The sequence below is a fragment of the Mesorhizobium sp. PUT5 genome, from assembly GCF_052216645.1.
Classification (GTDB): domain Bacteria; phylum Pseudomonadota; class Alphaproteobacteria; order Rhizobiales; family Rhizobiaceae; genus Mesorhizobium.
Map to the genome: position 1 here is coordinate 3388057 of NZ_JBQOSO010000003.1, position 24511 is coordinate 3412567.

A 24511-nucleotide genomic window follows, 5' to 3' on the forward strand; every position below is an offset into this window, starting at 1 on the left:
GTTCTGATGTCGCCGTAGAGCGTCAATGATAAGCGCCTGCGGTCGGGTGCTGTATGGCTGCGCTCGCCCTATTGGCCGCGTTCCTTGATGCTTCTCTACTTCTGGACGAAGCGCTGGAAAGCGTGCCTTGCCCTGCGCGCCAGCCGTTCCCTCCATTGCTCCCGGGCGGCCAGCCTTTGCTCGCTCTTTGGCTGCAACGGCGCTTGCTTGCCGCTGCCAACACAGGGGGAGCCGATGCAGCGCGCCGACAAGAACAACACCGACGACATTTCGTCCATCGCCGATCTTGCTCTGTTATTCACGACCGGCTTCTACATCGGCGACACGCCGATCCAGCGGCTGAAGACGCCCCGTTCGAAGCCATTTTGGGTGCGCTACGAGATCGATGGCTGGGTGCAGGATAGAACCTATCTGTCGGTGATGTCGTGGCGAGCATTGATGCTGTATGCGCTTCTCGACCGTAAGACCGCGACGGTTCACGAAATGGACGAGCGCGGCAGGCTCGCCCGGCTGTTCCCGGCAGAGGTCAAGGTCCGGCTGAACTGGAATGCCAATGCTCGGCGTGACCTGCTGCCGGTGGCACGGTTCTACGACCCAAATGGATCGGCAGAATTAATTCTGACCCGCAGCCGATGTTTCGGCCATGCCGTCGATGTCCTGCACAACCTCACCGAGGCAGGCCCCGTATTCCAGTCAATGTGATTTTTCGTGGAATGAGGACCCTGTTTGAGGGGTAATTTTCGTCCAAACGGGACCCCTTAACGTGGGGTCATCAAAGTGCCTCCGGTTTGATCGGAGGCATTTGTGTTTTGGATGTTGGTTGTGGAGACGATTGCAAAGATACGCCGGCTGTCGCTGGTGCAGGGGAAGTCGATCAAGGCGATCTGCCGGGAGCTGAAGATCTCGCGGAAAGTGGTCCGCAAGGTGCTGCGCTCGGACGAGACTGAACCGCCCCGGGTTTGCCGGAGGCCTTCTGGTTTAAGTTATGCCGCGATGGCCGGTTCTTCCAGCATGGCGTAGTAGCGTTCCTCGGCTTCGGCCGGCGGGATGTTGCCGATGGGTTCCAGCAGCCGGCGATTGTTGAACCAGTCGACCCAGGTCAGCGTGGCGAACTCGACCGCCTCGAAGCTTCGCCATGGTCCCCGGCGATGGATGACCTCGGCCTTGTAGAGGCCGTTGATCGTCTCGGCCAGTGCGTTGTCGTAGCTGTCGCCGACACTGCCCACAGACGGTTCGATGCCGGCTTCGGCGAGACGCTCGGTGTAGCGGATGCTGACATATTGCGATCCGCGGTCCGAATGATGAACCAGACCACCGCGATGAACGGGTCGGCGTTCGTGCAAGGCCTGTTCGAGAGCGTCGAGCACAAAGCTCGCATGGGCGGTCCTGCTCACCCGCCAGCCGACAATACGACGGGCGTAGGCGTCGATGACGAAGGCCACGTAAACGAAGCCCGACCAGGTGCTGACATAGGTGAAATCCGAAAGCCAGAGCATGTTCGGGGCCGGCGCGTGGAAGACCCGGTTCACGCGGTCAAGCGGGCACGGCGCGGCCTTGTCCTGCACCGTGGTGCGGATCGGCTTGCCGCGAATGACGCCGTGAAGGCCGAGGTCGGCCATCAACCGCTCGACCGTGCAGCGCGCGACATCAAAGCCCTCGCGCAGCATCTGCCGCCAGACCTTCCTCGCGCCGTAGACCTCGAAGTTCTCGGCGAAGACGCGCTCGATCTCCGGCTTCAGCGCGAGGTCCCGCTTCGCCCGCGTCGACAGCTTCTCGGGATCGGCGCGCTTGGCGACATGATCGTGGTAGGTCGACGGGGCGACCGGCAGCACCCTGCAGATCGGCTCGACCCCATGCGCCTCGCGGTGATCGTCGATGAACGCGATCATCGTTTGAATGGGCGGTCGAGCTCCGCCTGGGCAAAATAAGCGCTCGCCTTGCGCAGTATCTCGTTGGCCTGCCGAAGCTCCCGGTTCTCCCGCTCAAGAGCCTTCATCTTCTCGGCCATGTCTGTCGGAACGCCGGCTCGCTTGCCAGCATTAATCTCGGCCTTCTTCACCCAATCCAGCAGCGTGTGCGCCGAGCAGCCGATCTTTGCCGCTATCGACTGGCAGGCAGTCCAGCGCGAAGAATGATCAGCCTCGTGATCGAATACCAACCGCACCGCACGCTCGCGCACCTCAGGGGAAAACTTGTTCGTCGTTTTGCTCATCATGGCTCCATCCTATTGGGAAGTTGGAGCCTCCGGCAAACCCGGGGCGGTTCATTCTCCTTCTTCGGCACGGTGCCGCAGTCGATCGTCTACGACAACGACCGCTGCCTGGTGGCGAAGATCCTGCCCGACGGCCCGCGCAAACGGGCAGCGCTGTCCAGCGGCTTCCTGTCCCATTACCTGATCCGGGATCGCTATGGCCGCCCCGGCAAGGGCAATGACACGGATGAGATCGAATAGCCCTTTTGACGGAATCTGTGATATTTTCTTCAGGCCCACGGGCGACCACGTGGTGAACGGCAGGGCATGAGGTTCAAGCCCTGCGGCGCAGCCTGATCATTGTCGCTCCTCATTTGTGGCGTCCGTGGGTTTTGAGCGGGGCCCTCTTTGTCGCCATCCGGCCGTCATTCGCCGATATGCGCCTTCGGCCTGCTGAGCGCGGTTGCGCTCCTCCCGGCGACGTTGCGTGATGTTGTAGTCGTAGCCGGCGCCTTTCTGGCCGCGTCGCGGCGGATGTCCGGCGCGCAGTTCGAGGTCGCGAAGTTTCTTGGCGTGTAGCGAGGGGCGGACCCAGCTGTAATCTTCACCTCTCGTCAGCAGATGCCAGATGATCACCGCCAGCTTGCGGGCGACCGCAACTGCGGCAATGTGATTGCCGCGTTTGCCCCGCACGCGCTCGTAGAAAGCGTGTAGCGGCCCGGGGCTTCGAACGGTCTGCCAGGCCGCCTCGACCAGTAGATGGCGGGCATTTGCGCGTCCGCGTTTGGTGATCCGACCATAATGGGCCGGTCCCTCACCGGATTGATGGACGCTTGGATTGAGACCTATATAGGCGACCAGCTTGTCGGGGTTGTCAAAACGTTCGATTTTGCCGATCGCCGCCATCAATCCGACAGCAACCACCATGTCGATGCCCGGGATCGTCATCAATCGTGTCACGTTCGGATCGGACAAGGCGGCGCGTGCAATGTCACGCTCCACTCCCTTGAGTGCATCGGACTGGCGGTCGTATTCCTCGACGTGCCGTTCAATGGCCTCCCGCTCGTCGTCCGGTAGATACTGGGCCCGCAGCCAGATCCGCCCCTTGCCGCCGAAGAGATCGGCAAATGGGCAGGGTGGAATCAGGTTCGCGTGCAGGATCGACTGGACGATCGATTTTAGACGGGTCCGTTGCCGGACAAGTTGCGTTCGGCGCGTCACCTGACGTCGGCGAGCCAAGGTTGCGCCATCGGGAATCCAGACCTCGGGCAGGAAACCTGCGGCATAGAGTTGCGCCAGGACGCGCGCGTCGATCGCGTCGGTCTTGATCTTCGCCTTGGCGATCAGATGGACCTGCAACGGATTTGCCACGGCCACCCTTGCCACGCGCGGAGCGAGGATCTCCACAACCGCGGTCGCATTGCCGGTCGCTTCCACCACGACATGATCCGACGGCAGAAGTGTTCTGGCAAAGTCTTCCAGATGCTCCCGCGTCATGCCGATCCGGCCAAGTCGCTTGATTTCTCCATCTTCAAGGGCCACCGCTTCGGCGAAGACGCGGTGGATATCCATGCCGATGATGCGCATATCTACCCCTTTCGCTATGTCATCCCTCTTCTCAGGAGCTGGCGGGCTACACGGCAACTACGGATCCGCGCTCGCAGCGCATTCGGGTAAGCCGCAGGGGCGACCATATAAAGGCTCGGGCTCGCAGCCCATGTCTTTCGCTCGGCCTGCCCGCACTCGCGTGCTCCCGACGCCCCACATCCCGAATGGTCTCACCATAGCGCCTGCCACCGAAGTGCGGCAAAGATATCGAGGCGTCAGCGCGATCATGCCAGATAAGGGAAGCGTCGAGGGGCTTGTCGGCTATGCGCGTCGCAACTTCATGGTGCCGATCCCGCGGTTCGCGACATGGGAGGCATTCAACGCCTGACTGGAAGAGCAATGTCGCAAGCGCCAGCGCGACAGATTACGGGGCGAGAGCGAGACGATCGGCGAGCGGCTGCAGCGCGATCTCGCCCGCCATGCGCCCGTTACCGGCTTCGCCCTTCAATGCCTGCGACCAGACCAGCGCCCGTGTCACGGCCCAGTCGCTGGTGCGCTACAAGACCAACGACTATCCGTGCCGGTCGCCTATGGCCATCAGGACGTCTGTGTCAGAGGCTATGTCGATGAGGTAGTGATCGGCTACCGTGGCGAGATCATTGCCCGCCATCCGCGGTGCTGGGATCGTGAGGACATCGTCTTCGATCCCGTCCATTACCTGCCGCTGATCGAGCAGAAGATCAATGCGCTGGATCAGGCTGCCCCTCTCCAGGGTTGGAACCTGCCGGAGGAGTTTGCTACGCTGCGCCGCCTGATGGAGGCGCGCATGGCAAAGCACGGCCGGCGCGAGTATGTGCAGGTTCTCCGCCTGCTGGAAAGCTTCGACCTTGCTGACCTGCATGCGGCGGTGAAGCAGGCCCTGCATCTCGGTGCGATCGGCTTCGATGCGGTCAAGCACCTGCTCCTGTGCCGGGTGGAGCGGCGGCCGCCGCGACTGGACCTGTCAATCTATCCCTACCTGCCAAGGGCAACGGTCGAGAAGACATCGGCGAAGGCGTACATGCGCCTCTTGTCGTCGGATGCGGGAGAAGCGGCATGAGCATCGAGGCGCTCGAGATCCTGCTCTCCCATTATCTCAAGATCCTCAAGCTGCCGACCTTCCAGCGCGAGTATCAGAAGCTGGCCCGGCAATGCGCCGCCGAGGGCGTCGATCATGTCGGATATCTGACCCGGCTTGCCGAACGGGAGATGATTGAGCGGGATCGCCGCAAGGTCGAACGCCGCATCAAGGCGGCGAGGTTCCCGATCGTCAAAAGCTTCGACAGCTTCGACTTCGACGCCATCCCCAAGCTCACCAGGATGCAGGTGCAGGAACTGGCGCGTTGCGAATGGATCGAGCGGCGCGAGAACGTCATTGCGCTCGGTCCTAGCGGCACGGGCAAGACCCATGTCGCCCTCGGGCTCGGCCTGGCCGCCTGCCAGAGGGGCTGGCCGTCGGCTTCACCACGGCCGCCGCACTGGTCAGCGAGATGATGGAGGCGCGCGATGACCGGCGGCTGCTACGCTTCCAGAAGCAGATGGCCGCCTACAAGCTTCTCATCATCGATGAGCTGGGCTTCGTGCCGCTCTCCAAGACCGGGACGGAGTTGCTGTTCGAGCTGATCTCGCAACGCTACGAGCGCGGCGCGACGCTGATCACCAGCAATCTTCCCTTCGACGAGTGGACCGAAACGCTGGGATCGGAACGTCTGACCGGCGCCCTGCTCGACCGCATCACCCACCACGTCAACATCCTCGAGATGAACGGCGAAAGCTATCGTCTCGCCCAAAGTCGTACCCGAAAGGCCGGCTGAAACCCCTCGAAAAATTGCCGACGCCGCAAGCGGGAAACTCTGGTCGGGCTACGCCCTCCCGACGTTCCCCGCTTACGGCGCCAAGTGGCCTACTTTTGCGCCGCCGCTTGGCCTGATTTTGCTCCGCCGTTGACATTTGGCCGCGTGGATGTCCGAAACCATCAGTTTGCCGGCCTTGCTGGAGTAGACGATCGTGACCTTTTCGCCAGCCTTGAGCGTCTCGGCTTCAATGCCTTCCGGCAGCTTCAAGGTCTTTCCGTCAGTAAGCATGATTGAATCATTGTTCTTGTTGATGGCCTTGATCGTGCCGGTCATTTCCTTGGCGAAAACGACCGTGGACGCGGCGGTCGCAAGCGCCAATGCCGCGATGATGACAGCCTTCTTCATGTTTCATGCTCCTGTTGTCGGTTGATCGGGCCGAGAGACTGGCTCCAACGGTGGCCGCCGGAAGATCCGACGGACATTGATGGGGTTTGGGACACGCTGTTTGCGGCCGCTTTGCCGCAAACATACAAATCGGTAAGGCTCCGCTTGGGAACAGTCAGCGTTGCCAGGGCGCAACGCTCAGAGATCTCTGAGGAATTCAGCGCTATACGTTGACGGCGGAGCGGTGGTGAGGATGGCAGCGATGACGGACGCGACCATTAGGGAAAGAACAATCCCCAGATAGAGCCAGGGAACTGTTAGCGCCTCCGGTGGGGGATCGAATACCCCCGTCAGCAACTTCATCAGCATCCAAGCCGTCGCCACGCCCGACAAGAGTCCGAAGACGAGGCTACCGACAACGACAAGAAGGCCTTCTCCCCACAGGAAGGCGGCGAGTTGCCTGGGCTTGGCGCCGATCGCATTCAATATCGCGAAACTCCGGCGCCTCTCGATGAAGCCGAGCGCCAGAACCAGGCCGCCCGCAGCGGCAGCCATCACCACGGCGAACGCCAGTTCGATCGTGGTAAGCCCGGCCAGATTGATTGCCGTCAGGCTCGACCCGATCAGGTGGGCAGCCTGGCCAATGTCGGCGACCTTGATCGAAGGATCGGATCCCAGCGCCGACCTCGCCTGGCCGGCCAACATCGCCGGATTGCTTTTGGCCCGCATCAGGACATATTCGGCCGCATCAGAACCGGTCACGCGCGCGATATAGGCAGCATTGGCGACGAGGAAGGAATCCTTCGGCGCGGTGGGAAACTCGCGCGCGACGCCGATGAACTTGAACGGCGCCGGATGGTATTGGTGGTCCTTGGCATTCGTCAGCCGCAGATTGATCGTGTCGCCCGGCTGAAGCTGGAAGTCCTGCACCGTCTCTTCAGAGACGAGTACGCCGTCAGGGGTCATAGTCAGTCCTGCAAGAGCGGCGCTGGCATCGCCACCGCCGAAATAGGCGTCGGAGAGGTTCGTGGCGCGCCCGATACGATTGGGATCGATACCGTAGAGATCCTGCAGATCGTTGCCGACATAGGCAAAGCGGTGCTGCATTGGCTCCGCCGCCGCAGCATCCGGCAATGCCGCCAGAGCGGCCAGATGCGCGCCGGCAGGTCTTTCGGAAGTGCCGAACGCGGTGACCTCGGAGCCGTTTGTCAGTTCGGCGTCGATATGCGCCTGAGCGTTGTAGGTGACATTGAAGATCGCGCTGGATGTAGCAAACGAGATGGCCAGCGCGGTCATCGCAATGCCCAGGGTCAGGCGCTGGGCCTCCCGCGACAGCGCAGTCGCCACGATGGGGGCAAGCCGCCCCGCGACCGGTTTCATCAATGCCTGAAGCAATAGACTGTTGCCCGCGATCACACTGTATGACAGGCGCAACGTCAGAAGTGCGGTGCCCGCCCACAACAGGGCCGGGGCGATGAATGCCTTGTAGTCCACCGCGGTCGCGGCCACACCCTCGGGCGCGAGCACGATCTGATATCCTGTGCTGGCCGATTGCCAGAAGAACAGTCCGGCTGCCGCCAGCAGGAGCACATCCAGCCACAGGCGCCGCCACATTGGTATCTCTGGCCGAGCAACGGCACGGCGGGCAGCGCTTACCGTGTTGGAGCGTGCGTCGCGCCAGGCCGGATAGAGATGGGCAACAAAGCCCACAGAGAGGCCGATCAACGCCACCGGAGCCAGCACCCACAAGCTTGGCATCCAGGCCCCGTGCAGCACAAGGGTGTCGAACAGCAGCGCGCCCGCAATTCCCAGCACTGTGCCGGCGATCGCCGCCACGCCCGCCTCGGCGGCCGAAAGAACCAAAATCGTCGACATGGCGGCGCCGCGAACGCGCATCAATGCCTGTTCCATGCGCCGCCGTGTGCCGCCGGACGCCGTCACGGCGAAGGTCAGCACCACCCCCAGCGCGACGCCTGGCAGTCCGAGGAACAGGAACAACAACGTGGCATAGCGCGCATCCTCTCGAACAGCGTCGAGGCGTGCGCCGAGATTGTCAGCGATCAGTGCCTGCCCGACTGTCCGGGCTTGAAAGTTCCTGTGTGCGCCGCCGACGAAAGCGAAGGCCGAGACAGGATCCGGCGGAAGCGCTTGCCGTGCAAGCCGCACGTGCAGTTGCAGCCGCGTCGTGTCCGGGCGCGTGCTTTGCTGCGGATCGAACAATTGGTGCCATTCGGCTTCCCGCAGCACGAGCACATTGTCCGGGGGAGCTTGAGGGGCAGCCTGCGGCGGCAGCCCGACGGCCTGGAACAGCGAGTCGGCATCGGGCAGGTCGACAATACCGGCCACGGTCATGTTGACTGGCGGCAGGCCGATCCGGTTGATTGCGACGGTGTCGCCCGGCGCGGCGTGGAGGTTGGCCGCAGTCTGTTGCGCGACCAGAACACCGTCAGCCTTGCCTGACAGATGCCGGACTTCGGCCGGAAACTCGCTGAGATAGCCGTTGTCGAAGGCGATGACCTGTCCTGGTCCCGTCGCCTGGGTGGTGCCGCCGGTCCGGGCTTCGAAGCCGGCGACATCCGCATATCGTACCTGATGCACAGCCTTGACCGGTGTTGAATCAAACAGCGCCTTGCCGATCGCCGCCGCGTTGGCTCCTGGCACCACTTGCACCTGCCAGTCGATCGGCACAGCCGAAATTGCGCGCGCGGTCATAGAGGCGGCGGCCTCGGCGAGGAAGAGAGCTACCGCCGCCAGCAGCGCTACCGTAAGTGCTATGCCTGCGGCCGCACCCGCCATGCGCGGGAAGCGCCGGGCGATCACACCACGAAGCCATAACAGGACTAGCATCTCGATCTAACGCCTGACCAGTTGGGGCCTAGTCGACCATGATCCAGTGTCCAACGGGTCGCCATACGGGCGGCCACGGCTTCGTCATGGGTGGCCACGACCAGTGCCGTATCGGTGCCTGCCAGCCGTTCCAGCACGATGTCGAAGAAGAGTTGTGCGGTGATGCTGTCGAGCTGTCCGGTTGGCTCGTCAGCTAGGATGAGCTTGGGCCCGACTGCCAGTGCTCGGGCCATTGCCACACGCTGCGCCTGTCCGCCGGATAGTTCCTCCGGTAGCTTGTCGGCGAGGTCGCCAAGGTCGAAGGCGTCCAGCAAATCGATCCCGACTTCCCCGGTCGCGTGTTTCTTGCCCGCCAGGATCCATGGCAGCTCGACGTTCTGTGCCACCGTGAGGGCGGGAAAAAGGCTGGGGGTTTGGAAAACCAAGCCGATTCCGCATGGCCGAAGCTGGTCGATTGCGCCGAGTGCCGGCCATTCAACGGTGCCGCTCGTCGGCCGATCCAGCCCGCCCAGAATGTGCAGCAGCGTGGTCTTTCCTGACCCCGAAGGGCCGACAAGGCCGATGCGCGCGCCGTGGTCGATCTGGCAATCGACGTCGCGCAGGACCGCGATCCGGCTGCCGCTTCCGTCGGGAAAATCCCGGCCGAGTTTTTGTCCGACGACCAGCGGCTCAGGCATCGACGATCCTCCCGTCCAGCAGGCGAACGATCCGGTCGGCCTGTTGCGCCAATGCCTTGCTGTGGGTCGCCAGCAGGGTCGTCAGGCCGGTCCTGCGTCTCGCCTGGAAGTGGTCGATGAGCCGGGCTTCCGTGTCGCGATCCACTTCGGCGGTGGGTTCGTCTGCAACGAGGATCGGCGGGTCGGCGGCCAGAGCCACCGCGAGGCCGGCACGCGCCGTTTCACCGCCGGAGAGTTCGGTTGGAAAGGCGTGGGCCCGACGGGACAGCCCGACGATTTCGACGAGCTGGTGGAGGCGCGTTGCGTCCGGCTTGCGGGCAAGCAGCATCTGGGTACGGATATTCTCTTCCACCGTCAGATGCGCAAACAGGTTGCCCGATTGCAGGAGGATGCCGAAATTGGCGGCGCGCAAGCGTGCCCGCACTGCCTCCGAGCGTCGGCTCAGGCGCAGGCCGCCCACCTCCACCCGGCCGCCATCCGGTTCATCGAGCCCGGTAATGCAGGCCAGCAAGGTAGACTTGCCGCTGCCCGACGGACCCGTCAAGGCGACGAACTCGCCTGCCGACAAATGGAGGCTGACACCGCGCAGGGCCGCCGTCTCGTCGTCGCCGATGTGGTAGAACCGATAGAGTTCGTGGGCGACCAGAACCGACACGTCAGTTCCACCGGAAAGACTGCGACATCAATTGCCATTGGTCGACATTGTCCGCCCCCTTCGGGGCATACAACTCAAGCGTGACTAGCTTGCCGTCCTTGAAATAGAGATAGCGTTCGTTCTCGAGGCGCACCTGCTTGCCGGTCACCGCATTGGGCTCGGAATTGGACGTGTAGACGATGCGGATGGCTGGGCCCGCCGGCAGCTGAACCGGCCTGACCGAGGTCACCTTCACCGCCCGTTCGACTGTTTCCAATTTCGGAACGTAGTCCGCCTTGGCTCTTTCGACGGTGGGAGCTGCGTTTGTCTTGGAAACCGAAACGACGACGCCGTCGAGCTTGTCGACGAAGCTCGCGCCATCGGGGCGGTTTGAGCGGGCCCAGCCTTCAGGCACCTTCAGAGTGAACCCCTCCGGCGAGGCGTAGTCGATGAAAACCTGCGTGTCGGGTATGTCGCCGGGCGGGCTTTTCTCGGCTGGGACGGGTTTTTCAGCGGCGCTGGTCGGCAGCGTCGAGAGCGGAGCCAATATACCGGCAGCGACCACAAGGCCTGCCATGGAAACGATGGCGGAACGGGAGGCATTTCTCATTTTGGCGTTCTTTCCTTGCGAAAGGTAACGCTGATCCTACCCTCGCCGATTTACGGCCGATTGGCGGGAAACATACGGATTGGTAAGCTATGAGTAAGTCCGAGCGGGCGTCACTGTTCGGGTGAGGCCACGCTTTTCGGAAAATCCACCGCCACGACGAGGCCAGGTTGCCGGTCCTGGAGTTCGACCGACGCCCCATGCAGGTCGGCAATGGCGCGCACGAGGCTGAGGCCGAGGCCGCTGCCGGGCGTGGAGCGGCTCTTGTCGAGGCGATAGAGCCGCCGGAATACCTTTTCCCGCTCTTCGGCGGGAATGCCCGGGCCATTGTCGGCGACCGTCACCACGATGCGGTCGCCATGCCGCCGCACGGACAGTTCAATTACCGTACCTGGCGGACAATGCCGAAGCGCATTCTCCACCAGATTTGCCAGCAACTGGGTGAGAAGCTCCCGATCTCCCCTTATTCGACCTCCCGGCCCCTCCAGGGTCCGGCGGATCGACAGCGTCTTGCCGTCGTCTTCCGCGACCTCTGCATAGATTTCCGCTATCGTATCGACCACATCGTCCAGGTCGAAGTCGCTGAACCGGGCCTTGCGGGCACCTGCTTCGATCTGGGCGATGCGCAGCAAGGCCTCGAAGGTTTCGTTGATCTGCGCGCTCTCGGCGCGCGCCTCGACGAGATCGGTGGCGATATCCTCGCCCGACGATGTTTTTTCCGCAGCCCCTTCGAGGATCATCTGGAGACGATTGAGCGGTGTCTTCAGGTCGTGGGCGATGTCGCTGGAAACCTGCTTCATGCCCTCGACCAGCGACGACAGGCGTTCGAGCGCGGCGTTGACCTGCGCAGATACCCCGTCGATGTCGTCGCCATTGCCAATCAGCGGAATCCGGGCGTCGAGCTTGCCATGCGAAATCTCCACCATTGTCGCCGCGATCGCGTCGAGCCGGCGCTGGACGCGCAATGCCAGAACGGTGCCGCAGGCCACGGCCAACCCGGCGGCGATCAGCGTGGCCCAGCCGAAGTTCACCAGTACGAGAGCTTCCAGCGCCTCGGTCTGGGAAAAACTCAACGCGACGGTAAGCGTGTTTTTCCCGACAGGCCCGGTATAGGCGCCATAACTAGCTTCCGCCGGCACGCCGGGCATGCCGTCGTTCAGCACGGAAAACCCGGCGGGAAGGTTCGTGACGACGAGATTGCCGGCCAGATGCCGGCCATCCGGCCCGTTCAGCGAATAAAGCTGCTCTTTCGGCGAGGACAGCCGGGAGTGGCTGTCCACCGTCGCGATCAGGTCCTCCAGATCGTTTCCGGCATAGGTGGCGGCCACGACCGAGAAGGTTTCCGCGGCCGTCTTCCTCAGGCGGTCGGAAAGATCGGCCCGCATCGACTGGTAGACGACGAGCCCCGAAAGCACGAAGGCGAGCACGAACAGGAACGCGAAGGTCAGGGCAAGCCTGAACGGCGTGCTGCGCAGAAGATCAAGCCGGCGCATGCAGGCAGTAGCCCGTGCTGCGGACGGTGTGGAGAAGTTGTGTCGAAAACGGCTTGTCGATCTTGGTCCGCAAGCGGCTGATGTGGGTTTCGACGACGCTGGTCTTGGGGTCGAAATGGAAATCCCAGACGCGCTCCAGAAGCATGGTCCGGGTCATGACCCGGCCCTCCGCCTGCATCAGCACCTCGAGCAGCCTGAATTCGCGCGGCTGAAGCTCAATCATCTGCCCTTGTCGGGTCACCCGGCGGGCAAGCAGATCCATCTCCAGATCGGCGACCTTGAGGGTCGTCCTCTGGTCCTGCGCCGGCGGCCGGCGGCCAAGCGCGCCAATACGCGCCGACAGTTCCGAAAAGGCGAATGGCTTGACCAGATAGTCGTCGCCGCCGACTTCCAGGCCTTCGACACGGTCGTCGACGCCGCCCACGGATGTCAGGAAAAGGATCGGGGTCCGCACGCCTGCGGCGCGGATCGCCTTGACCATGGAAAGGCCGTCGAGGCCCGGGATCATGCGGTCGGCCACGATCACGTCATAGCTCTCCCGCGTGGCCGCGAACAGGCCATCGCGGCCGTCTGCCAGGCAATCGCAGGCATGCCCGGCTTCGCTCAGGCCCTTCACGATGTAGTCGGCCGTCTTGCGGTCGTCCTCGACGATGAGAAGTCGCATGGAGGCGTCCGTCCTGCTTCGCCGGCTTGACGCTACCATTCGGGAGGAAAGAGGCAAGCGCCAGGAGCGCGACAGTGCTATTCCGCGTCCACGGCCAGTTCCTCGTCCTCCCGCCTGGTGCTTGATACCGACATGTAAATGACGATCGCCACGATGCAGCCGAGGAAGATCAGGCTGGTGTAGATGGTGCCGAAGCCCAGACCGCCATATTCTACGGGCTGCGCGAGCAGGTCGCCGAAAGATGCGCCGAGCGGCCGTGTCAGTATGTAGGCGAGCCAGAAGGCCAGTATGCCGTTGAGGCCGAGCGCGTAGTAGGCAAAGGCGATCATGGCAATCACGCCGCCGAAGAGCAGCCCGGTGGCGAGATAGCCCATGGAGAAGGTTTCGGCGAGCAGGTCGCCGGCGGCGGTTCCGAGCGAAAAGGTAAACAGGATCGCCAGCCAGTAGAAGATCTCGCGGCGGGTGGTGAAGATCGTGTGGATCGAAAGGGTGCGTTCGCTCGCGTACCAGACGGCGAATGTCGCCATCAGCGCGACACTGAAGAAGATCGTGGTCGTCTCCAGTCGGACGCCGAAATTGTCAACCAGATTATCCGTGACCAGAGTGCCGACGATGCTGATGAGCACGACCGCCAGCCAGTAGGCCCACGGCACGTAGCGCCTTTGAGCGAACTGCAGAGCCAGCGCCATGACGAGGATGCCGGTCATGATAAGCGACGTCATCGTCAGTCCGAGGCCGAGATTGACGGCGAGATAGTCGGCGGCCGTTTCGCCCATCGTCACCGCCATCAGCTTGATCAGCCAGAAGGGAATGTCGACGGCAGGGACCCGATTGACTGGCGCTTCCACGCTCGCTGAGCCCAGCAGGACGCCATGGCGCGCAGACTGTGATTGGCGGCGATCGGCGGAACTCATTTGCCCATCACTTTCATGGCCTGACTGAAGAACTCGTCGGCGCGCTTGTCGTCATCGGCGTTGCAGCGCTCGATGCCCTTGCTCTCCAGTTCGTTGACCTTGGCCTTTGCCGCATCGTCGAGCTTTGCCGCTTTCACGGTTGCGCGCAGATCTTTCAGCACGGTCTCGCAAGGGACCGTCGCCGCCACGGCGTTGGCTATCGGGGAAGCGGCTACGATCGAGCCGAAGGCGAACAAAAGAGCCAGCTTTTTCACGATTGAGTTCCTTTGCTTGGGAGATGGCGATGGGGCGAATGGCAGATACGGTGGACGAATGCCGTCCGGCCCGAAAGCAATAGCCAAGGGAATTCACGGGAACCTGTCCGGCAGCTTACCATTTTGTAAGAACTGCCGATCCGGACAGCAGCGATCTTGACAGCGCAGAGGTTCGCGCGCATTGGCCAACCCGGTCATGCAGCTTCCAGGCAGCAAGGCGGGTCGGCTATGAGCATGGTTTCCTGGAGTATCGCCGCCCCGGCGATCGGCTCGGCATTCCTGGCCTCGCTGGTCGAGGTGGTGGAGGCCTTCACCATCGTGTTGGCTGTCGCGACGATGCGTGGCTGGAGGCCGGCCTTTCTTGGAGTTGCAGCAGGACTGGCCGTGCTGGGACTGTTGATCCTTCTGCTTGGCCCGCTGCTCGACCGGGTTCCCCTGCACCTTCTTCAGCTGGTGATCGGTGTTCTTCTGCTTCTGTTCGGCATGGGATGGCTGCGCAAGGCCATCCTGCGGGCCGCCGGTATCATCGCCCTACATGACGAAGAGGCGATCTTTCGAACCGAACAGGCGCAATTCGAGAAGGCAGGTCACGACAGGAACAACGCGCTTGGTTGGATTGCCGGCATGGCGGCATTCAAGGCGGTTCTGCTCGAAGGCCTGGAGGTCGTCTTCATCGTCATCGCGGTGGGCGCGGGCCGGGGGCTGCTCTGGCCTGCAGCGCTTGGCGCGCTGGTCGCCTGCGCGACCGTTCTCACCATCGGTGTCCTCGTCCATAAGCCGCTTGCCAGCGTGCCGGAAAACACCCTGAAATTCGGCGTGGGCGTCATGCTCTCCGCCTTTGGCGTGTTCTGGACCGGGGAAGGACTCGGCATCGACTGGCCGGGCCAGGACTTGGCGCTGCTGGTGTTCGTTGCCCTGTTCCTCGCAGTCGCGCTTGCGACCGTTTCGCTGCTGCGGCAATCACGGAGGGAGGCCCTGCGATGAATGTACTCGGAGACGTTACCAGGGAACTGCTCGGCATGTTCCTCGCCGATGGCCGGCTCACCCTTGCGACGCTCGTTCTGGTCGCAGTCGTTGCCGTACTGCTGCTCACGGCACACGCTGCCCCGCTGGTCGCAGGCCTGGTCTTGTTGGGCGGCTGTCTCGCCATTCTGGTCGAGGCGACGCTGCGCGAAGCACGGCACAGGCACAAGTGAGCGGCGCTGTCCGGCAGGGTGCCCGCTAAAGAATTTGCGTTACAAAACGGTCGAGCCGCGTGCCCTCCCGATAGATGATCCATATGGCAAGGGCGGCAATGATCCCGGTGAACGCGCCGCCGAGAACGTCGCTGACATAATGCGTTCCGACATAGACCCGGGAAAGGCAGATAAGGACGGCTCCGACGAGAAGCCAGGCTCCGGCGCGTCGAAGCCCATTGAGAAAAAAGGCCGCGACGATCGCGAAGGCGGCCGCGGCGTGATCTGACGGGAAGGACCAGTCGGCGCTCGGGCTGACGATGAGATGGGTGATGCCGGCGTCATAGGGACGGATCCTGTGCAAGAAGAGAAGAATGACCTGGTTGACGGCCAGCCCGAGCAGGAAGGATAGTCCGGCGGCCACGCAAGCATGCCTTACATGGAGACGGTCGGCATGGCGCCACCATTGCAGGGCAACCAGCACGATCATGACGGGAACGCCGAGCCATGTCATGGCGGTCATCACCAGGTCGAGCGGCGGAAGGCTGCCTGCATACGCATTCAGCCAGTGTGTAGCAGCGTGGTCCATATGTATTGTTCGCGCCTTTCGCGCAGTTGGTGGATTTCAGGGGCATGAATGAGCGGCGCATTCATCAGGTCTTTCGGATAAGCGTCCTGCTCAAGGGCGCCCACGCGGCCATCGAATGTGCAGGTGGCCTTGCCCTTGCGCTGGTCGGCACCGATACGATAGCCAGATATGTCGGCATGCTCACGCAAGAGGAGCTGATCGAAGATCCGAACGACTTCATCGCTACGCACCTGCTCGCCCTTGCCCAGGGCTTTTCGGTCGAGACCAAGCATTTCTACGCGTTCTATCTTTTGAGCCATGGCCTGGTGAAACTGCTGCTTGTCGCCGGCCTGCTCAAGGGAAAATTGTGGTCCTATCCGGCTTCTCTTGTCGTGCTTGGCCTGTTCATTGTCTATCAGCTCTACCGCTTTTCCTATACGCACGGTTTCGGGCTGATCGTGCTCACCGTTTTCGACATAATGGTGATGGGCCTGATCTGGCACGAATATGTCATCGTACGGCGCCATCTGCATTCGAGAACATAGCGCTTGTCGGGCCCGCCGTCTTAAAGGTTCTGCTGTCAGAGCTTCAAGTCGACTGACCTGCTTGCGGCGATCATAGCAACGCGAGATTGCGTAAAAATTGCCGCAAACATACGGATTTGTATGACCTGATAGGCTGATGAACTGCGGAGATCAAAGAGACGCGGTCACCGTGTCCAGGCGAACTGACAGGAAGCGGAACTTGCATCCAGGAAAAACTGAGAGCTCTCGAAATGTCTGCGATGGGCTGCGAACTGCTCTGATTGCGGTTGGCGTGCCTTGCGAGATTCAAACTGTCGTGGTGCCGTGCTCTTATACGGTGTAGTTGAGCGACAGCTTTCCGGCATCCCCACCTTACGCGGACTGGCCGCTTTCGGCCCCCTACTCAGCGGTAGGAGAAATGGCCACTACTTCCGATGTCTATCTCAAAGCTGCCTGACCAGAACCCACCAACTGCTGCCCTTAAACCAGACAAGGATGAGGGTTCCATCTTCTGGGCGTGGCTGGTCATAGCAGTTCGACCGCCGCCTTCATCATGTCGTCGCGGACGTCGATGTAGCGCTGGGTGGTGGTCAGGTTGCGATGGCCGGCCAGCGTCATGATGACTTTGGCGCTGACGCCCGAATGTGCAAGCTTGGTGATGAACCAACGCCGGCCGCTGTGCGAGGTCGCACCGTCGAGACCGGCATCGCGGTAGAGCTTGGCCATCAACTGACACAGCGTGTTGGCCGAGAACGCGGCCCTGCGCTACGTCATCAGAAGCGGCGTCTTGGCCGGCCGACTTTTTCCCATGTTGCCGGTAGCGCTCGATTTCCTTGCGCAGCCGGTCGCTGACGAACACCACGCGCGCATAACCGCCCTTGGTCATCGCCGCCGATAGCCTGATCTGCTCGCGCACCTTGCCCTCGCTGTCGATGACATCACGCAAGGTAAGTGCCGCGATTTCGCCGACGCGCAGGCCGGCCATGTGCGACAGGATACGCGCTGTGCATGGCCTTCTCGATGGGCACGCTTTACGTCTTCCTGGCCGGAGCGCCTTTGGCCGTGGGCGGACCAGGCGCGTTGCTGGGCCTGTACATGGGGTTGGTCCCAGCCGGCTTCGTCTGCGGCAGCTTCCTGGCCGGCCGCTATGCGTGGAGGCTCTCCCGAGGCATGGTTCTCGTGCTCGCGCGCATCCTGACATGTTTCGGGTTGCTGGTCGGACTGCTCCTGTCTGCGCTGGATATCACGCATCCGCTGGCGTTCTTCGGCCCCTGCATGTTCATTGGCATCGGCAACGGTTTAACCCTGCCGGCGGCAAATATGGGCGCCATGTCGGTGCGAAGCGAACTCGCCGGCACCGCGGCCGGCCTGGCCGCGGCGATGTCCATCGGCGGAGGCGCGCTGGTCGTTTCCGTTGCCGGGCTGTTCTTCAGCGAAGCCGCAGCCATAGACGCTCTGCTGACGACCATGCTTGCCGCAGCCTCCTTTGCGCTGCTGGCCGCGATTCATGCGGCCGCTTTGGACCGGCGAGCAGGGGATGCTGCGTGAATCCCGTCGCAAAACCTCCAGATCAAGGATGCCGATTCCGAGGAAGCCGCCCCTTCATTCCGATTTGATCTCGCCCCCGGATTCCGAGATGATCTCGCCCCTAGGCTGTGTGGACGAATTGACTCAGGTATAGTTTTTGGGGTTCCGGGGACGAATCCGGTGTGATTCATAGGTTGCCGACTGATTTGGAGGTCGGCGATGTCCACGAGGATGACGGAAACGGATTGGGCGAACACGCTGGAGGTTTTCCGCGCTTGCCTGCCACGGCGAGGCCGCAAGGCTGCGGACGACCGGTTGTTTCTGGAAGCGATGCACTTCTTCACGGTGGAGAATGTGCGCTGGCGGGCGCTGCCGGAGCGCTTCGGCCATTGGAACTCGGTGTGGAAGCGTTTTGACCGGCTGAGCAAGGCCGGCGTGTTCGAAGCCTTCTTCGACACGCTGGCCGAGATGAGCGCATCGGCCCATTTGATCCAGATGTTCGATTCCACCATTGTCCGCGCCCATATCTCGGCGGCCGGCGCAAAGGGGGGCAGCAAGGCCAGGCGCTCGGACGCTCGCGTGGCGGGTTCACGACCAAAATCCACGCCAAGGCGGACAATTCGGGCGACATCATCGCGTTCGATCTAACCGGCGGTCAGGTTGCGGACACAACCCGCTTCGAGACCCTGCTCGACATAGGGCCGGACATCACCCCACGCGCCGCACTGGGCGACAAAGGCTATTCCAGCAAGGCCAATCGCGCCGCCGCGCGGGCTCGCGGCATCGCCCCGGTGATCCCGCACAAGGCCAATGAGAAGAACCCGCAGGCTTTCTTCGCCAAGACGCTCTACAAGGCGCGCGCTCGTATCGAGCAAGGCTTCGGGCGGCTCAAGCGCTTCAAGCGCGTCGCTCTGCGATGCGAAAAGACCGCACGGAATTTCCGCTCGATCGTCAGCTTCGCTGCCGGCCTATGCTTGCTCAAATTCGTCCACACGGCCTAGGGACCGGGCTATGCTGGCAGTGATTGTTGTCATTTCGTCGAGCGCTTGTGTCAAGTCTTTCGCTGCTGGTCTCGGCGCAGGCTTTCTCCGGTCAGATCGATACGATGGGCATTGTGGACGAGCCGGTCGAGAATGGCGTCGGCATAGGTCGGGTTGCCGATTACGTCGTGCCATGCCGACACGGGTAGCTGGCTGGTGATGATGGTGGAGCGCCGCCCGTAGCGATCTTCGAGGATTTCGAGGAGATCGTGACGGGCCTGATCGTCGAGGGGTTCAAGGCCCCAATCATCGAGGATCAGCAATTGTACGCTGCCGAGCTTGCGCAGCAGGCGTGGGTAGCGGCCATCACCGCGCGCCAGCGCCAGGGATGCGAACAGTCTGGGCACACGCTGGTAGAGAACGGAGCGGTCGTCGCGGCAAGCCTTGTGGCCAAGCGCGCAGGCGAGCCAACTCTTGCCGACGCCCGCCGGGCCGCAGATCGCCAGATTGTCGTGGGCATCGATCCAGTCGCCGGCGATGAGCTTGAGGAACAGGGCCCGATCAAGACCGCGCTCACTGCGATAGTCGACATCCTCGGGGGCGGCCTGGTGACGCAGCTTTGCAAAGCGCAGGCGGCCCGCGAGCTTGCGATCGTAGCGCCAGCTCCATTCCCGGTCGAGCAGCAGACCCAGCCACTCGATATGGCTGAGCTGTTCGGCCTCGGCATTGGCGGTGAGTTCGTCGAATGCCCGGGCCATGCCGGTGAAGCCCATGGCGTTCAGGCGATCGAGGGTGGGATGTGCAAGCATGCCTTTCTCCTTCAGTGGTAATAGCGGGAACCGCGGATATTGGGGTGGTCGATGGGCTTGGCCGACGCCGTCCGCGGGGCGGTCGTCCGGTCGAGATGGTTGTCCAGGATGGAGCGGACCGAGCCGTAGGTCCGCGCGCCGATCTCAAGCGCGCGGCCGCAGGCGGCGTTGACCCTTTCCCGGCCAAAGCCCCTGGCCAGGCGGATGATGCCCAGACAGGCGCGGAAGCCCTGCTCGGGATGCGGCCGGTCGGCCAGTATCTTCTCGCACAGGAGCGCCGCGTCAGAACCGATCGCCGAGGCCTCGCGGCTGATCCGCTCGATCGTCCAGTCGGCGAAGCGGCGGTGCGACGACGGCATATGCTCGGGGACGGTGGTATGCCGGCCATTGCCGCTGGAGCGCATATGGGCGGCGATCCGCTCGCCCTTGCGGAACAGCTCGACGGTGCTCGCCGTGATGCGGGCCTCGATCTGCTCGCGCGCGAAGCGCCAGGGAACGGAGTAATAATGCCGATCGATCTCGACATGGTAGTCGAGGCCGGCACGCCGGATCCGCCATTCGGCGAAGACATAGCGTTCCGCCGGCAGCGGCCGGAGTGCCGGGCGGTCGATCTGCTCGAACAATTGCCGCCGCGTGCGCCCGACACGGCGCAGCACCCGGCGATCATTCAGATCGACGAGCAGATCGCCGATCGCCGCATTGACCTCGGCCAGACTGTAAAAGACGCGATGGCGTAGCCGACCCAGAAGCCAGCGCTCGACAATGCGCACCGCCGCCTCGACCTTTGCCTTATCTGGCATGATCGCGCTGACGCCTCGATATCTTTGCCGCACTTCGGTGGCAGGCGCTATGGTGAGACCATTCGGGATGTGGGGCGTCGGGAGCACGCGAGTGCGGGCAGGCCGAGCGAAAGACATGGGCTGCGAGCCCGAGCCTTTATATGGTCGCCCCTGCGGCTTACCCGAATGCGCTGCGAGCGCGGATCCGTAGTTGCCGTGTAGCCCGCCAGCTCCTGAGAAGAGGGATGACATAGCGAAAGGGGTAGATATGCGCATCATCGGCATGGATATCCACCGCGTCTTCGCCGAAGCGGTGGCCCTTGAAGATGGAGAAATCAAGCGACTTGGCCGGATCGGCATGACGCGGGAGCATCTGGAAGACTTTGCCAGAACACTTCTGCCGTCGGATCATGTCGTGGTGGAAGCGACCGGCAATGCGACCGCGGTTGTGGAGATCCTCGCTCCGCGCGTGGCAAGGGTGGCCGTGGCAAATCCGTTGCAGGTCCATCTGATCGCCAAGGCGAAGATCAAGACCGACGCGATCGACGCGCGCGTCCTGGCGCAACTCTATGCCGCAGGTTTCCTGCCCGAGGTCTGGATTCCCGATGGCGCAACCTTGGCTCGCCGACGTCAGGTGACGCGCCGAACGCAACTTGTCCGGCAACGGACCCGTCTAAAATCGATCGTCCAGTCGATCCTGCACGCGAACCTGATTCCACCCTGCCCATTTGCCGATCTCTTCGGCGGCAAGGGGCGGATCTGGCTGCGGGCCCAGTATCTACCGGACGACGAGCGGGAGGCCATTGAACGGCACGTCGAGGAATACGACCGCCAGTCCGATGCACTCAAGGGAGTGGAGCGTGACATTGCACGCGCCGCCTTGTCCGATCCGAACGTGACACGATTGATGACGATCCCGGGCATCGACATGGTGGTTGCTGTCGGATTGATGGCGGCGATCGGCAAAATCGAACGTTTTGACAACCCCGACAAGCTGGTCGCCTATATAGGTCTCAATCCAAGCGTCCATCAATCCGGTGAGGGACCGGCCCATTATGGTCGGATCACCAAACGCGGACGCGCAAATGCCCGCCATCTACTGGTCGAGGCGGCCTGGCAGACCGTTCGAAGCCCCGGGCCGCTACACGCTTTCTACGAGCGCGTGCGGGGCAAACGCGGCAATCACATTGCCGCAGTTGCGGTCGCCCGCAAGCTGGCGGTGATCATCTGGCATCTGCTGACGAGAGGTGAAGATTACAGCTGGGTCCGCCCCTCGCTACACGCCAAGAAACTTCGCGACCTCGAACTGCGCGCCGGACATCCGCCGCGACGCGGCCAGAAAGGCGCCGGCTACGACTACAACATCACGCAACGTCGCCGGGAGGAGCGCAACCGCGCTCAGCAGGCCGAAGGCGCATATCGGCGAATGACGGCCGGATGGCGACAAAGAGGGCCCCGCTCAAAACCCACGGACGCCACAAATGAGGAGCGACAATGATCAGGCTGCGCCGCAGGGCTTGAACCTCATGCCCTGCCGTTCACCACGTGGTCGCCCGTGGGCCTGAAGAAAATATCACAGATTCCGTCAAAAGGGCTATTCGATCTCATCCGTGTCTCGGGGACGGCGCGGTCGGGTCGGCAGCACCGAACTGCCGTAATGCGCCGCCATCCCGGCATAGGTGCGGTTGACCTGCGGATCGTAACGGCAGGCCTTGATCACCGCCACCTTGGCATTGTCGGGAATGAACAGAGCCGGCGCGCCGCCGAAGCTCTCCAGCGCATTGACGTGGCAGCCGATCCAGTCCGGCAGCGTCTCGCTCCAGCGCGCCTCGGCATAGGACAGGCTCGATGCGCCGAGCACCGCCACGAACAGATGCGCAGCACGCATTTTGCCCGTCAGCCGATCTATGACCACCATCACCGTGTCGCCGGCATAGTCGACGAACAGCTTCTCGCCGGCGGCATGGTTCTGCCGCATCGTTACCGGCAGGTTTGCCGCCCACCCCCTGTAGAGGTCACAAAAACGGCTATAGCGGTAGCCGTCGGGATGGAGCGCGATGTATTCGTCCCACAGGATCTGCAGCGTCACATGCTTGCGCTTCAGCTCGCGATGGATCTCGGCCCAGTCCGGCTCGACGCTACGGCGGTGTCCTGTCTTCTTTCCGGATGCCTTATAGAGCGCCGCCTCCAGAACCGTGTCCGTGACCTCCTCGCCAAGCGGCCAGGTCAATCCGGCAGTCGCAGCGCGCCGGAGCGTCTCGCGCACCGTCGAAGGTGCAGCGCCCACCCGGTACGAGATCGCCTTGTGGCCAAGGCCTTCCTCAAATCGGTATCGCAAAATCTCGCGGACACGCCGCATCGCCAATCTCTCCGCCGGCATCTCGTTCCTTCCCTCGGACAAGCCAAAGAAGGAACTTTCACCAGCAGAGCGCCCGGCCCAAACGCCGCATCCAAGGGGGCGGCTTCATCTCGGAATCAGGGGGCGACTATTTCTCGGAACGAGGGGGCGGCATCATTTCGGGATCGGGGGGCGACATCCCTCGGAATTTGCAATCAAGGATGCTGGACGCTGGCCGGAGGCTGCGTGGGGCCGGGTGAAACCCTGCAGCAGGCTACGATACGGGAAGCCCGGGAGGAAACAGGCTTGACCATCCGGATCGTCAGGGAATTGGGGCAGTTCCGACGCGTGTTCTCTCGGCCGCGCTGTGCGGCACAGTTTCCGGCTTGGCCGCGTTCCTTGATGCTTCTGTGCTTCTGGACGAAGCGCCGGAGAGCTTGTGCTGCCCAGCGCGCCAGCCATCCCATGCCATTGCCGCTGTGCAGCCCGCCTTTGCCGGCCCTTTGGCCGCAAAGGCGCTTCACCATCCGGCGCTCCGCGGAACGCTACCAATTCATGCGACCAGGCGCACCCAGCCGTGCTTGTCGGCGACAGTGCCGCGCTGGATGCCGACAAGCTCGCTGCGCAGCCGTGCCGTCACCGGGCCGTCGCCGCTGTTGCCGATGGTGAACGACCCGCCGTTGAAGCGCACTGTGCCGATGCCGGCGACCACGGCGGCGGTGCCGCAAGCGAAGGCCTCACGCAACCTGCCGCTTTCAGCATCCGCCTTCCACTCGTCGAACGAATAGGGCCTCTCCTCGACGCGCAGCCCGGCTTCGCGAGCCAGCGTCAGGATGGAAGCGCGGGTGATGCCAGGAAGGATGGTTCCGCCAAGCGGGGGTGTGACAAGGCTGCCGTCTTCCATGACGAAGCACACGTTCATGCCGCCAAGTTCCTCGACCCAGCGGTGTTCGGCGGCGTCGAGAAAAACCACTTGGTCGCAGCCGTTTCGGCTGGCCTCGGCCTGCGCGATCAGGCTGGCGGCGTAGTTGCCGCCGCATTTGGCCGCGCCGGTGCCGCCGGGAGCGGCGCGGGTGTAGTCATCGGAAACCCAGACGGTGACCGCCTTGAAGCCGCCCTTGAAATAGGCGCCGACCGGTGAAGCGATGACGCAGAAGATGTATTCGGTTGCCGGGCGGACGCCAAGAAAGGCCTCGCTGGCAAACATGAACGGGCGCAGATAAAGGCTTCCTTCTCCATCCGGAACCCAGTCCGCGTCGACCCGCACCAGAGCTTCGACCGCTTCCAGGAAAAGATCCTCCGGAACGGGCGGCATCGCCATGCGCTCGGCCGACTGCACCAAGCGGCGCGCGTTCTGTTCCGGCCGGAACAGGGCTATGCCGTCCTTGGTTTTGTAAGCCTTCATGCCTTCAAAGATTTCCTGGGCATAGTGCAGGACCGCCGAGGCCGGATCGATGGCGAAGGGCGTCCGGGCCTTGACCGCGCCGTCATGCCAGCCCCGCTCGACATTCCATGTCATCGTCACCATGTGGTCGCTGAAGACCTTTCCGAACCCCGGATTGCGCATCAGCGCCGCTCGGGCCTCGGCCGAGGTCGGCGAAGGGTGGGGAAGGCGTTTTATGGAAGACGTGTCTGTCATCGAATGGGCTTTCCTAGATATGTCGAAACTGTGGGCTTCGCATAGTCTACAGCACGGTGCCTTCGCAACAACCAGATGGACCCAGGTCACAGGCACACCGCGGCGGAAATCGGCCACTTCTTGC

At 62.8% G+C, this 24511-nt stretch carries 23 protein-coding genes, 7 pseudogenes and 1 other annotated feature; of the genes and pseudogenes, 13 read left to right on the forward strand and 17 right to left on the reverse strand.

What is annotated here, in order from left to right; all coding sequences use genetic code 11:
• Nucleotides 1-84: 84 nt before the first annotated feature.
• The gene (locus ACTDI4_RS18130; RefSeq protein ID WP_442842478.1) at nucleotides 85-702 is read left to right on the forward strand and encodes a hypothetical protein; all 618 of its coding nucleotides are present in this window, start codon (nucleotides 85-87) and stop codon (nucleotides 700-702) included.
• 111 nt (nucleotides 703-813) lie between these two features.
• A pseudogene (locus ACTDI4_RS18135) lies at nucleotides 814-948 on the forward strand (IS21 family transposase); the annotation flags it as partial.
• Between the two features lie 35 nt (nucleotides 949-983).
• On the opposite strand, the gene ACTDI4_RS18140 reads toward ACTDI4_RS18135, so the two are convergent.
• Nucleotides 984-2212, reverse strand: a protein-coding gene (locus tag ACTDI4_RS18140; protein ID WP_442843326.1) for an IS3 family transposase whose coding sequence is annotated in 2 segments (ribosomal slippage) — nucleotides 984-1924 and nucleotides 1924-2212 — 1230 coding nt in all. Because the reading frame shifts where the segments join, the coding sequence is not laid out codon by codon here.
• Nucleotides 1815-1931 (reverse strand) — a sequence feature (AL1L pseudoknot). (Overlaps the previous gene by 117 nt.)
• Nucleotides 2213-2263: 51 nt before the next feature.
• On the opposite strand from ACTDI4_RS18140, the pseudogene ACTDI4_RS18145 reads away from it, so the two are divergent.
• Nucleotides 2264-2449, forward strand: a pseudogene (locus tag ACTDI4_RS18145) (IS21 family transposase); the annotation flags it as partial.
• A 99-nt stretch (nucleotides 2450-2548) separates the two neighbouring features.
• On the opposite strand, the gene ACTDI4_RS18150 reads toward ACTDI4_RS18145, so the two are convergent.
• Entirely contained in the window at nucleotides 2549-3778 is a 1230-nt protein-coding gene (locus tag ACTDI4_RS18150; protein WP_442841068.1) for an IS110 family transposase, read from the reverse strand.
• Between the two features lie 253 nt (nucleotides 3779-4031).
• Here ACTDI4_RS18150 and ACTDI4_RS18155 point away from each other — a divergent pair.
• Nucleotides 4032-4838: pseudogene (locus tag ACTDI4_RS18155) on the forward strand (Mu transposase domain-containing protein); the annotation flags it as partial.
• A pseudogene (istB, locus tag ACTDI4_RS18160) lies at nucleotides 4835-5592 on the forward strand (IS21-like element helper ATPase IstB). The pseudogenes ACTDI4_RS18155 and istB (ACTDI4_RS18160), both read left to right, overlap by 4 nt.
• Before the next feature lie 72 nt (nucleotides 5593-5664).
• On the opposite strand, the gene ACTDI4_RS18165 reads toward istB (ACTDI4_RS18160), so the two are convergent.
• The 9 genes from ACTDI4_RS18165 to ACTDI4_RS18205 form a co-directional block, all read right to left on the reverse strand.
• Nucleotides 5665-5979: a DUF1344 domain-containing protein gene (locus ACTDI4_RS18165; protein ID WP_442842479.1), complete on the reverse strand. Its 315-nt coding sequence runs from the start codon at nucleotides 5977-5979 to the stop codon at nucleotides 5665-5667.
• A 177-nt stretch (nucleotides 5980-6156) separates the two neighbouring features.
• Nucleotides 6157-8805, reverse strand: a complete 2649-nt coding sequence (locus tag ACTDI4_RS18170) for an FtsX-like permease family protein (RefSeq protein ID WP_442842480.1) — start codon at nucleotides 8803-8805, stop codon at nucleotides 6157-6159.
• Entirely contained in the window at nucleotides 8799-9482 is a 684-nt protein-coding gene (locus ACTDI4_RS18175) for an ABC transporter ATP-binding protein (protein ID WP_442842481.1), read from the reverse strand. Before ACTDI4_RS18175 ends, ACTDI4_RS18170 begins: the two co-directional genes overlap by 7 nt.
• A complete protein-coding gene (locus ACTDI4_RS18180) occupies nucleotides 9475-10137 on the reverse strand; it encodes an ABC transporter ATP-binding protein (protein WP_442842482.1) in 663 nt (220 codons plus the stop codon). The genes ACTDI4_RS18175 and ACTDI4_RS18180 overlap by 8 nt, the downstream gene beginning before the upstream one ends.
• A 1-nt stretch (nucleotide 10138) precedes the next feature.
• The gene (locus ACTDI4_RS18185) at nucleotides 10139-10726 is read right to left on the reverse strand and encodes a hypothetical protein (RefSeq protein WP_442842483.1); all 588 of its coding nucleotides are present in this window, start codon (nucleotides 10724-10726) and stop codon (nucleotides 10139-10141) included.
• 110 nt (nucleotides 10727-10836) lie between these two features.
• Nucleotides 10837-12216, reverse strand: coding sequence for a sensor histidine kinase (locus ACTDI4_RS18190; RefSeq protein ID WP_442842484.1), 1380 nt, complete (start codon nucleotides 12214-12216; stop codon nucleotides 10837-10839).
• The gene (locus tag ACTDI4_RS18195; protein WP_442842485.1) at nucleotides 12203-12880 is read right to left on the reverse strand and encodes a winged helix-turn-helix domain-containing protein; all 678 of its coding nucleotides are present in this window, start codon (nucleotides 12878-12880) and stop codon (nucleotides 12203-12205) included. The genes ACTDI4_RS18190 and ACTDI4_RS18195 overlap by 14 nt, the downstream gene beginning before the upstream one ends.
• A gap of 77 nt (nucleotides 12881-12957) precedes the next feature.
• Entirely contained in the window at nucleotides 12958-13728 is a 771-nt protein-coding gene (locus tag ACTDI4_RS18200; RefSeq protein WP_442842486.1) for a COG4705 family protein, read from the reverse strand.
• A 62-nt stretch (nucleotides 13729-13790) separates the two neighbouring features.
• Entirely contained in the window at nucleotides 13791-14048 is a 258-nt protein-coding gene (locus ACTDI4_RS18205) for a hypothetical protein (RefSeq protein WP_442842487.1), read from the reverse strand.
• A 234-nt stretch (nucleotides 14049-14282) separates the two neighbouring features.
• Between ACTDI4_RS18205 and ACTDI4_RS18210 the strand changes: the two genes are divergently transcribed.
• On the forward strand, nucleotides 14283-15032 hold the full coding sequence (locus tag ACTDI4_RS18210; RefSeq protein WP_442843394.1) for a COG4280 domain-containing protein: 750 nt from the start codon (nucleotides 14283-14285) through the stop codon (nucleotides 15030-15032).
• Nucleotides 15029-15244 (forward strand): hypothetical protein, encoded by a 216-nt coding sequence (locus ACTDI4_RS18215; protein ID WP_442842488.1) that lies wholly within the window; start codon nucleotides 15029-15031, stop codon nucleotides 15242-15244. The genes ACTDI4_RS18210 and ACTDI4_RS18215 overlap by 4 nt, the downstream gene beginning before the upstream one ends.
• A 25-nt stretch (nucleotides 15245-15269) precedes the next feature.
• Here the strand turns inward: ACTDI4_RS18215 and ACTDI4_RS18220 are convergent, their stop codons facing one another.
• A complete protein-coding gene (locus ACTDI4_RS18220; protein WP_442842489.1) occupies nucleotides 15270-15812 on the reverse strand; it encodes a phosphatase PAP2 family protein in 543 nt (180 codons plus the stop codon).
• Nucleotides 15813-15856: 44 nt separating this feature from the next.
• Here ACTDI4_RS18220 and ACTDI4_RS18225 point away from each other — a divergent pair, with 44 nt between their 5' ends.
• On the forward strand, nucleotides 15857-16336 hold the full coding sequence (locus ACTDI4_RS18225; RefSeq protein WP_442842490.1) for a DUF2127 domain-containing protein: 480 nt from the start codon (nucleotides 15857-15859) through the stop codon (nucleotides 16334-16336).
• Between the two features lie 504 nt (nucleotides 16337-16840).
• On the opposite strand, the gene ACTDI4_RS18230 is transcribed toward ACTDI4_RS18225, so the two are convergent.
• On the reverse strand, nucleotides 16841-17041 hold the full coding sequence (locus tag ACTDI4_RS18230) for a tyrosine-type recombinase/integrase (protein WP_442842491.1): 201 nt from the start codon (nucleotides 17039-17041) through the stop codon (nucleotides 16841-16843).
• Between the two features lie 282 nt (nucleotides 17042-17323).
• On the opposite strand from ACTDI4_RS18230, the gene ACTDI4_RS18235 reads away from it, so the two are divergent.
• From ACTDI4_RS18235 to ACTDI4_RS18245, 3 genes and pseudogenes are all read left to right on the forward strand, one after another.
• Entirely contained in the window at nucleotides 17324-17863 is a 540-nt protein-coding gene (locus tag ACTDI4_RS18235) for a hypothetical protein (protein ID WP_442842492.1), read from the forward strand.
• 210 nt (nucleotides 17864-18073) lie between these two features.
• Nucleotides 18074-18280: pseudogene (locus ACTDI4_RS18240) on the forward strand (transposase); the annotation flags it as partial.
• Nucleotides 18281-18318: 38 nt separating this feature from the next.
• A complete protein-coding gene (locus tag ACTDI4_RS18245; RefSeq protein ID WP_442843266.1) occupies nucleotides 18319-18843 on the forward strand; it encodes an IS5 family transposase in 525 nt (174 codons plus the stop codon).
• A 50-nt stretch (nucleotides 18844-18893) separates the two neighbouring features.
• Here ACTDI4_RS18245 and istB (ACTDI4_RS18250) read toward each other — a convergent pair whose 3' ends face one another.
• A complete protein-coding gene (gene istB / locus ACTDI4_RS18250) occupies nucleotides 18894-19631 on the reverse strand; it encodes an IS21-like element helper ATPase IstB (protein WP_442841067.1) in 738 nt (245 codons plus the stop codon).
• 11 nt (nucleotides 19632-19642) lie between these two features.
• Nucleotides 19643-20467 (reverse strand): annotated as a pseudogene (locus tag ACTDI4_RS18255) (Mu transposase domain-containing protein); the annotation flags it as partial.
• Between the two features lie 211 nt (nucleotides 20468-20678).
• Here ACTDI4_RS18255 and ACTDI4_RS18260 point away from each other — a divergent pair.
• Complete coding sequence (locus tag ACTDI4_RS18260; RefSeq protein WP_442841068.1) at nucleotides 20679-21908, forward strand: IS110 family transposase; 1230 nt, start codon at nucleotides 20679-20681, stop codon at nucleotides 21906-21908.
• A gap of 99 nt (nucleotides 21909-22007) precedes the next feature.
• On the opposite strand, the pseudogene istA reads toward ACTDI4_RS18260, so the two are convergent.
• Nucleotides 22008-22769, reverse strand: a pseudogene (gene istA, locus ACTDI4_RS18265) (IS21 family transposase); the annotation flags it as partial.
• Here istA and ACTDI4_RS18270 point away from each other — a divergent pair.
• The gene (locus ACTDI4_RS18270) at nucleotides 22716-23417 is read left to right on the forward strand and encodes an NUDIX hydrolase (RefSeq protein WP_442842493.1); all 702 of its coding nucleotides are present in this window, start codon (nucleotides 22716-22718) and stop codon (nucleotides 23415-23417) included. The pseudogene istA and the gene ACTDI4_RS18270 sit on opposite strands and share 54 nt — an antisense overlap.
• On the opposite strand, the gene ACTDI4_RS18275 is transcribed toward ACTDI4_RS18270, so the two are convergent.
• The gene (locus ACTDI4_RS18275; protein ID WP_442843395.1) at nucleotides 23302-24387 is read right to left on the reverse strand and encodes a branched-chain amino acid aminotransferase; all 1086 of its coding nucleotides are present in this window, start codon (nucleotides 24385-24387) and stop codon (nucleotides 23302-23304) included. The genes ACTDI4_RS18270 and ACTDI4_RS18275 overlap by 116 nt on opposite strands.
• Between the last annotated feature and the right edge of the window lie 124 nt (nucleotides 24388-24511).

Bases quoted from the DNA above. Each gene is read 5' to 3' on its own strand.
- ACTDI4_RS18150 (WP_442841068.1), bottom strand. From the start codon at position 3,778: ATGCGCATCATCGGCATGGATATCCACCGCGTCTTCGCCGAAGCGGTG.
- ACTDI4_RS18165 (WP_442842479.1), bottom strand. From the start codon at position 5,979: ATGAAGAAGGCTGTCATCATCGCGGCATTGGCGCTTGCGACCGCCGCG.
- ACTDI4_RS18170 (WP_442842480.1), bottom strand. From the start codon at position 8,805: ATGCTAGTCCTGTTATGGCTTCGTGGTGTGATCGCCCGGCGCTTCCCG.
- ACTDI4_RS18175 (WP_442842481.1), bottom strand. From the start codon at position 9,482: ATGCCTGAGCCGCTGGTCGTCGGACAAAAACTCGGCCGGGATTTTCCC.
- ACTDI4_RS18185 (WP_442842483.1), bottom strand. From the start codon at position 10,726: ATGAGAAATGCCTCCCGTTCCGCCATCGTTTCCATGGCAGGCCTTGTG.
- ACTDI4_RS18190 (WP_442842484.1), bottom strand. From the start codon at position 12,216: ATGCGCCGGCTTGATCTTCTGCGCAGCACGCCGTTCAGGCTTGCCCTG.
- ACTDI4_RS18195 (WP_442842485.1), bottom strand. From the start codon at position 12,880: ATGCGACTTCTCATCGTCGAGGACGACCGCAAGACGGCCGACTACATC.
- ACTDI4_RS18210 (WP_442843394.1), top strand. From the start codon at position 14,283: ATGGTTTCCTGGAGTATCGCCGCCCCGGCGATCGGCTCGGCATTCCTG.
- ACTDI4_RS18215 (WP_442842488.1), top strand. From the start codon at position 15,029: ATGAATGTACTCGGAGACGTTACCAGGGAACTGCTCGGCATGTTCCTC.
- ACTDI4_RS18220 (WP_442842489.1), bottom strand. From the start codon at position 15,812: ATGGACCACGCTGCTACACACTGGCTGAATGCGTATGCAGGCAGCCTT.
- ACTDI4_RS18225 (WP_442842490.1), top strand. From the start codon at position 15,857: ATGAATGAGCGGCGCATTCATCAGGTCTTTCGGATAAGCGTCCTGCTC.
- ACTDI4_RS18230 (WP_442842491.1), bottom strand. From the start codon at position 17,041: ATGGCCAAGCTCTACCGCGATGCCGGTCTCGACGGTGCGACCTCGCAC.
- ACTDI4_RS18235 (WP_442842492.1), top strand. From the start codon at position 17,324: ATGGCCTTCTCGATGGGCACGCTTTACGTCTTCCTGGCCGGAGCGCCT.
- istB (WP_442841067.1), bottom strand. From the start codon at position 19,631: ATGCTTGCACATCCCACCCTCGATCGCCTGAACGCCATGGGCTTCACC.
- ACTDI4_RS18260 (WP_442841068.1), top strand. From the start codon at position 20,679: ATGCGCATCATCGGCATGGATATCCACCGCGTCTTCGCCGAAGCGGTG.
- ACTDI4_RS18275 (WP_442843395.1), bottom strand. From the start codon at position 24,387: ATGACAGACACGTCTTCCATAAAACGCCTTCCCCACCCTTCGCCGACC.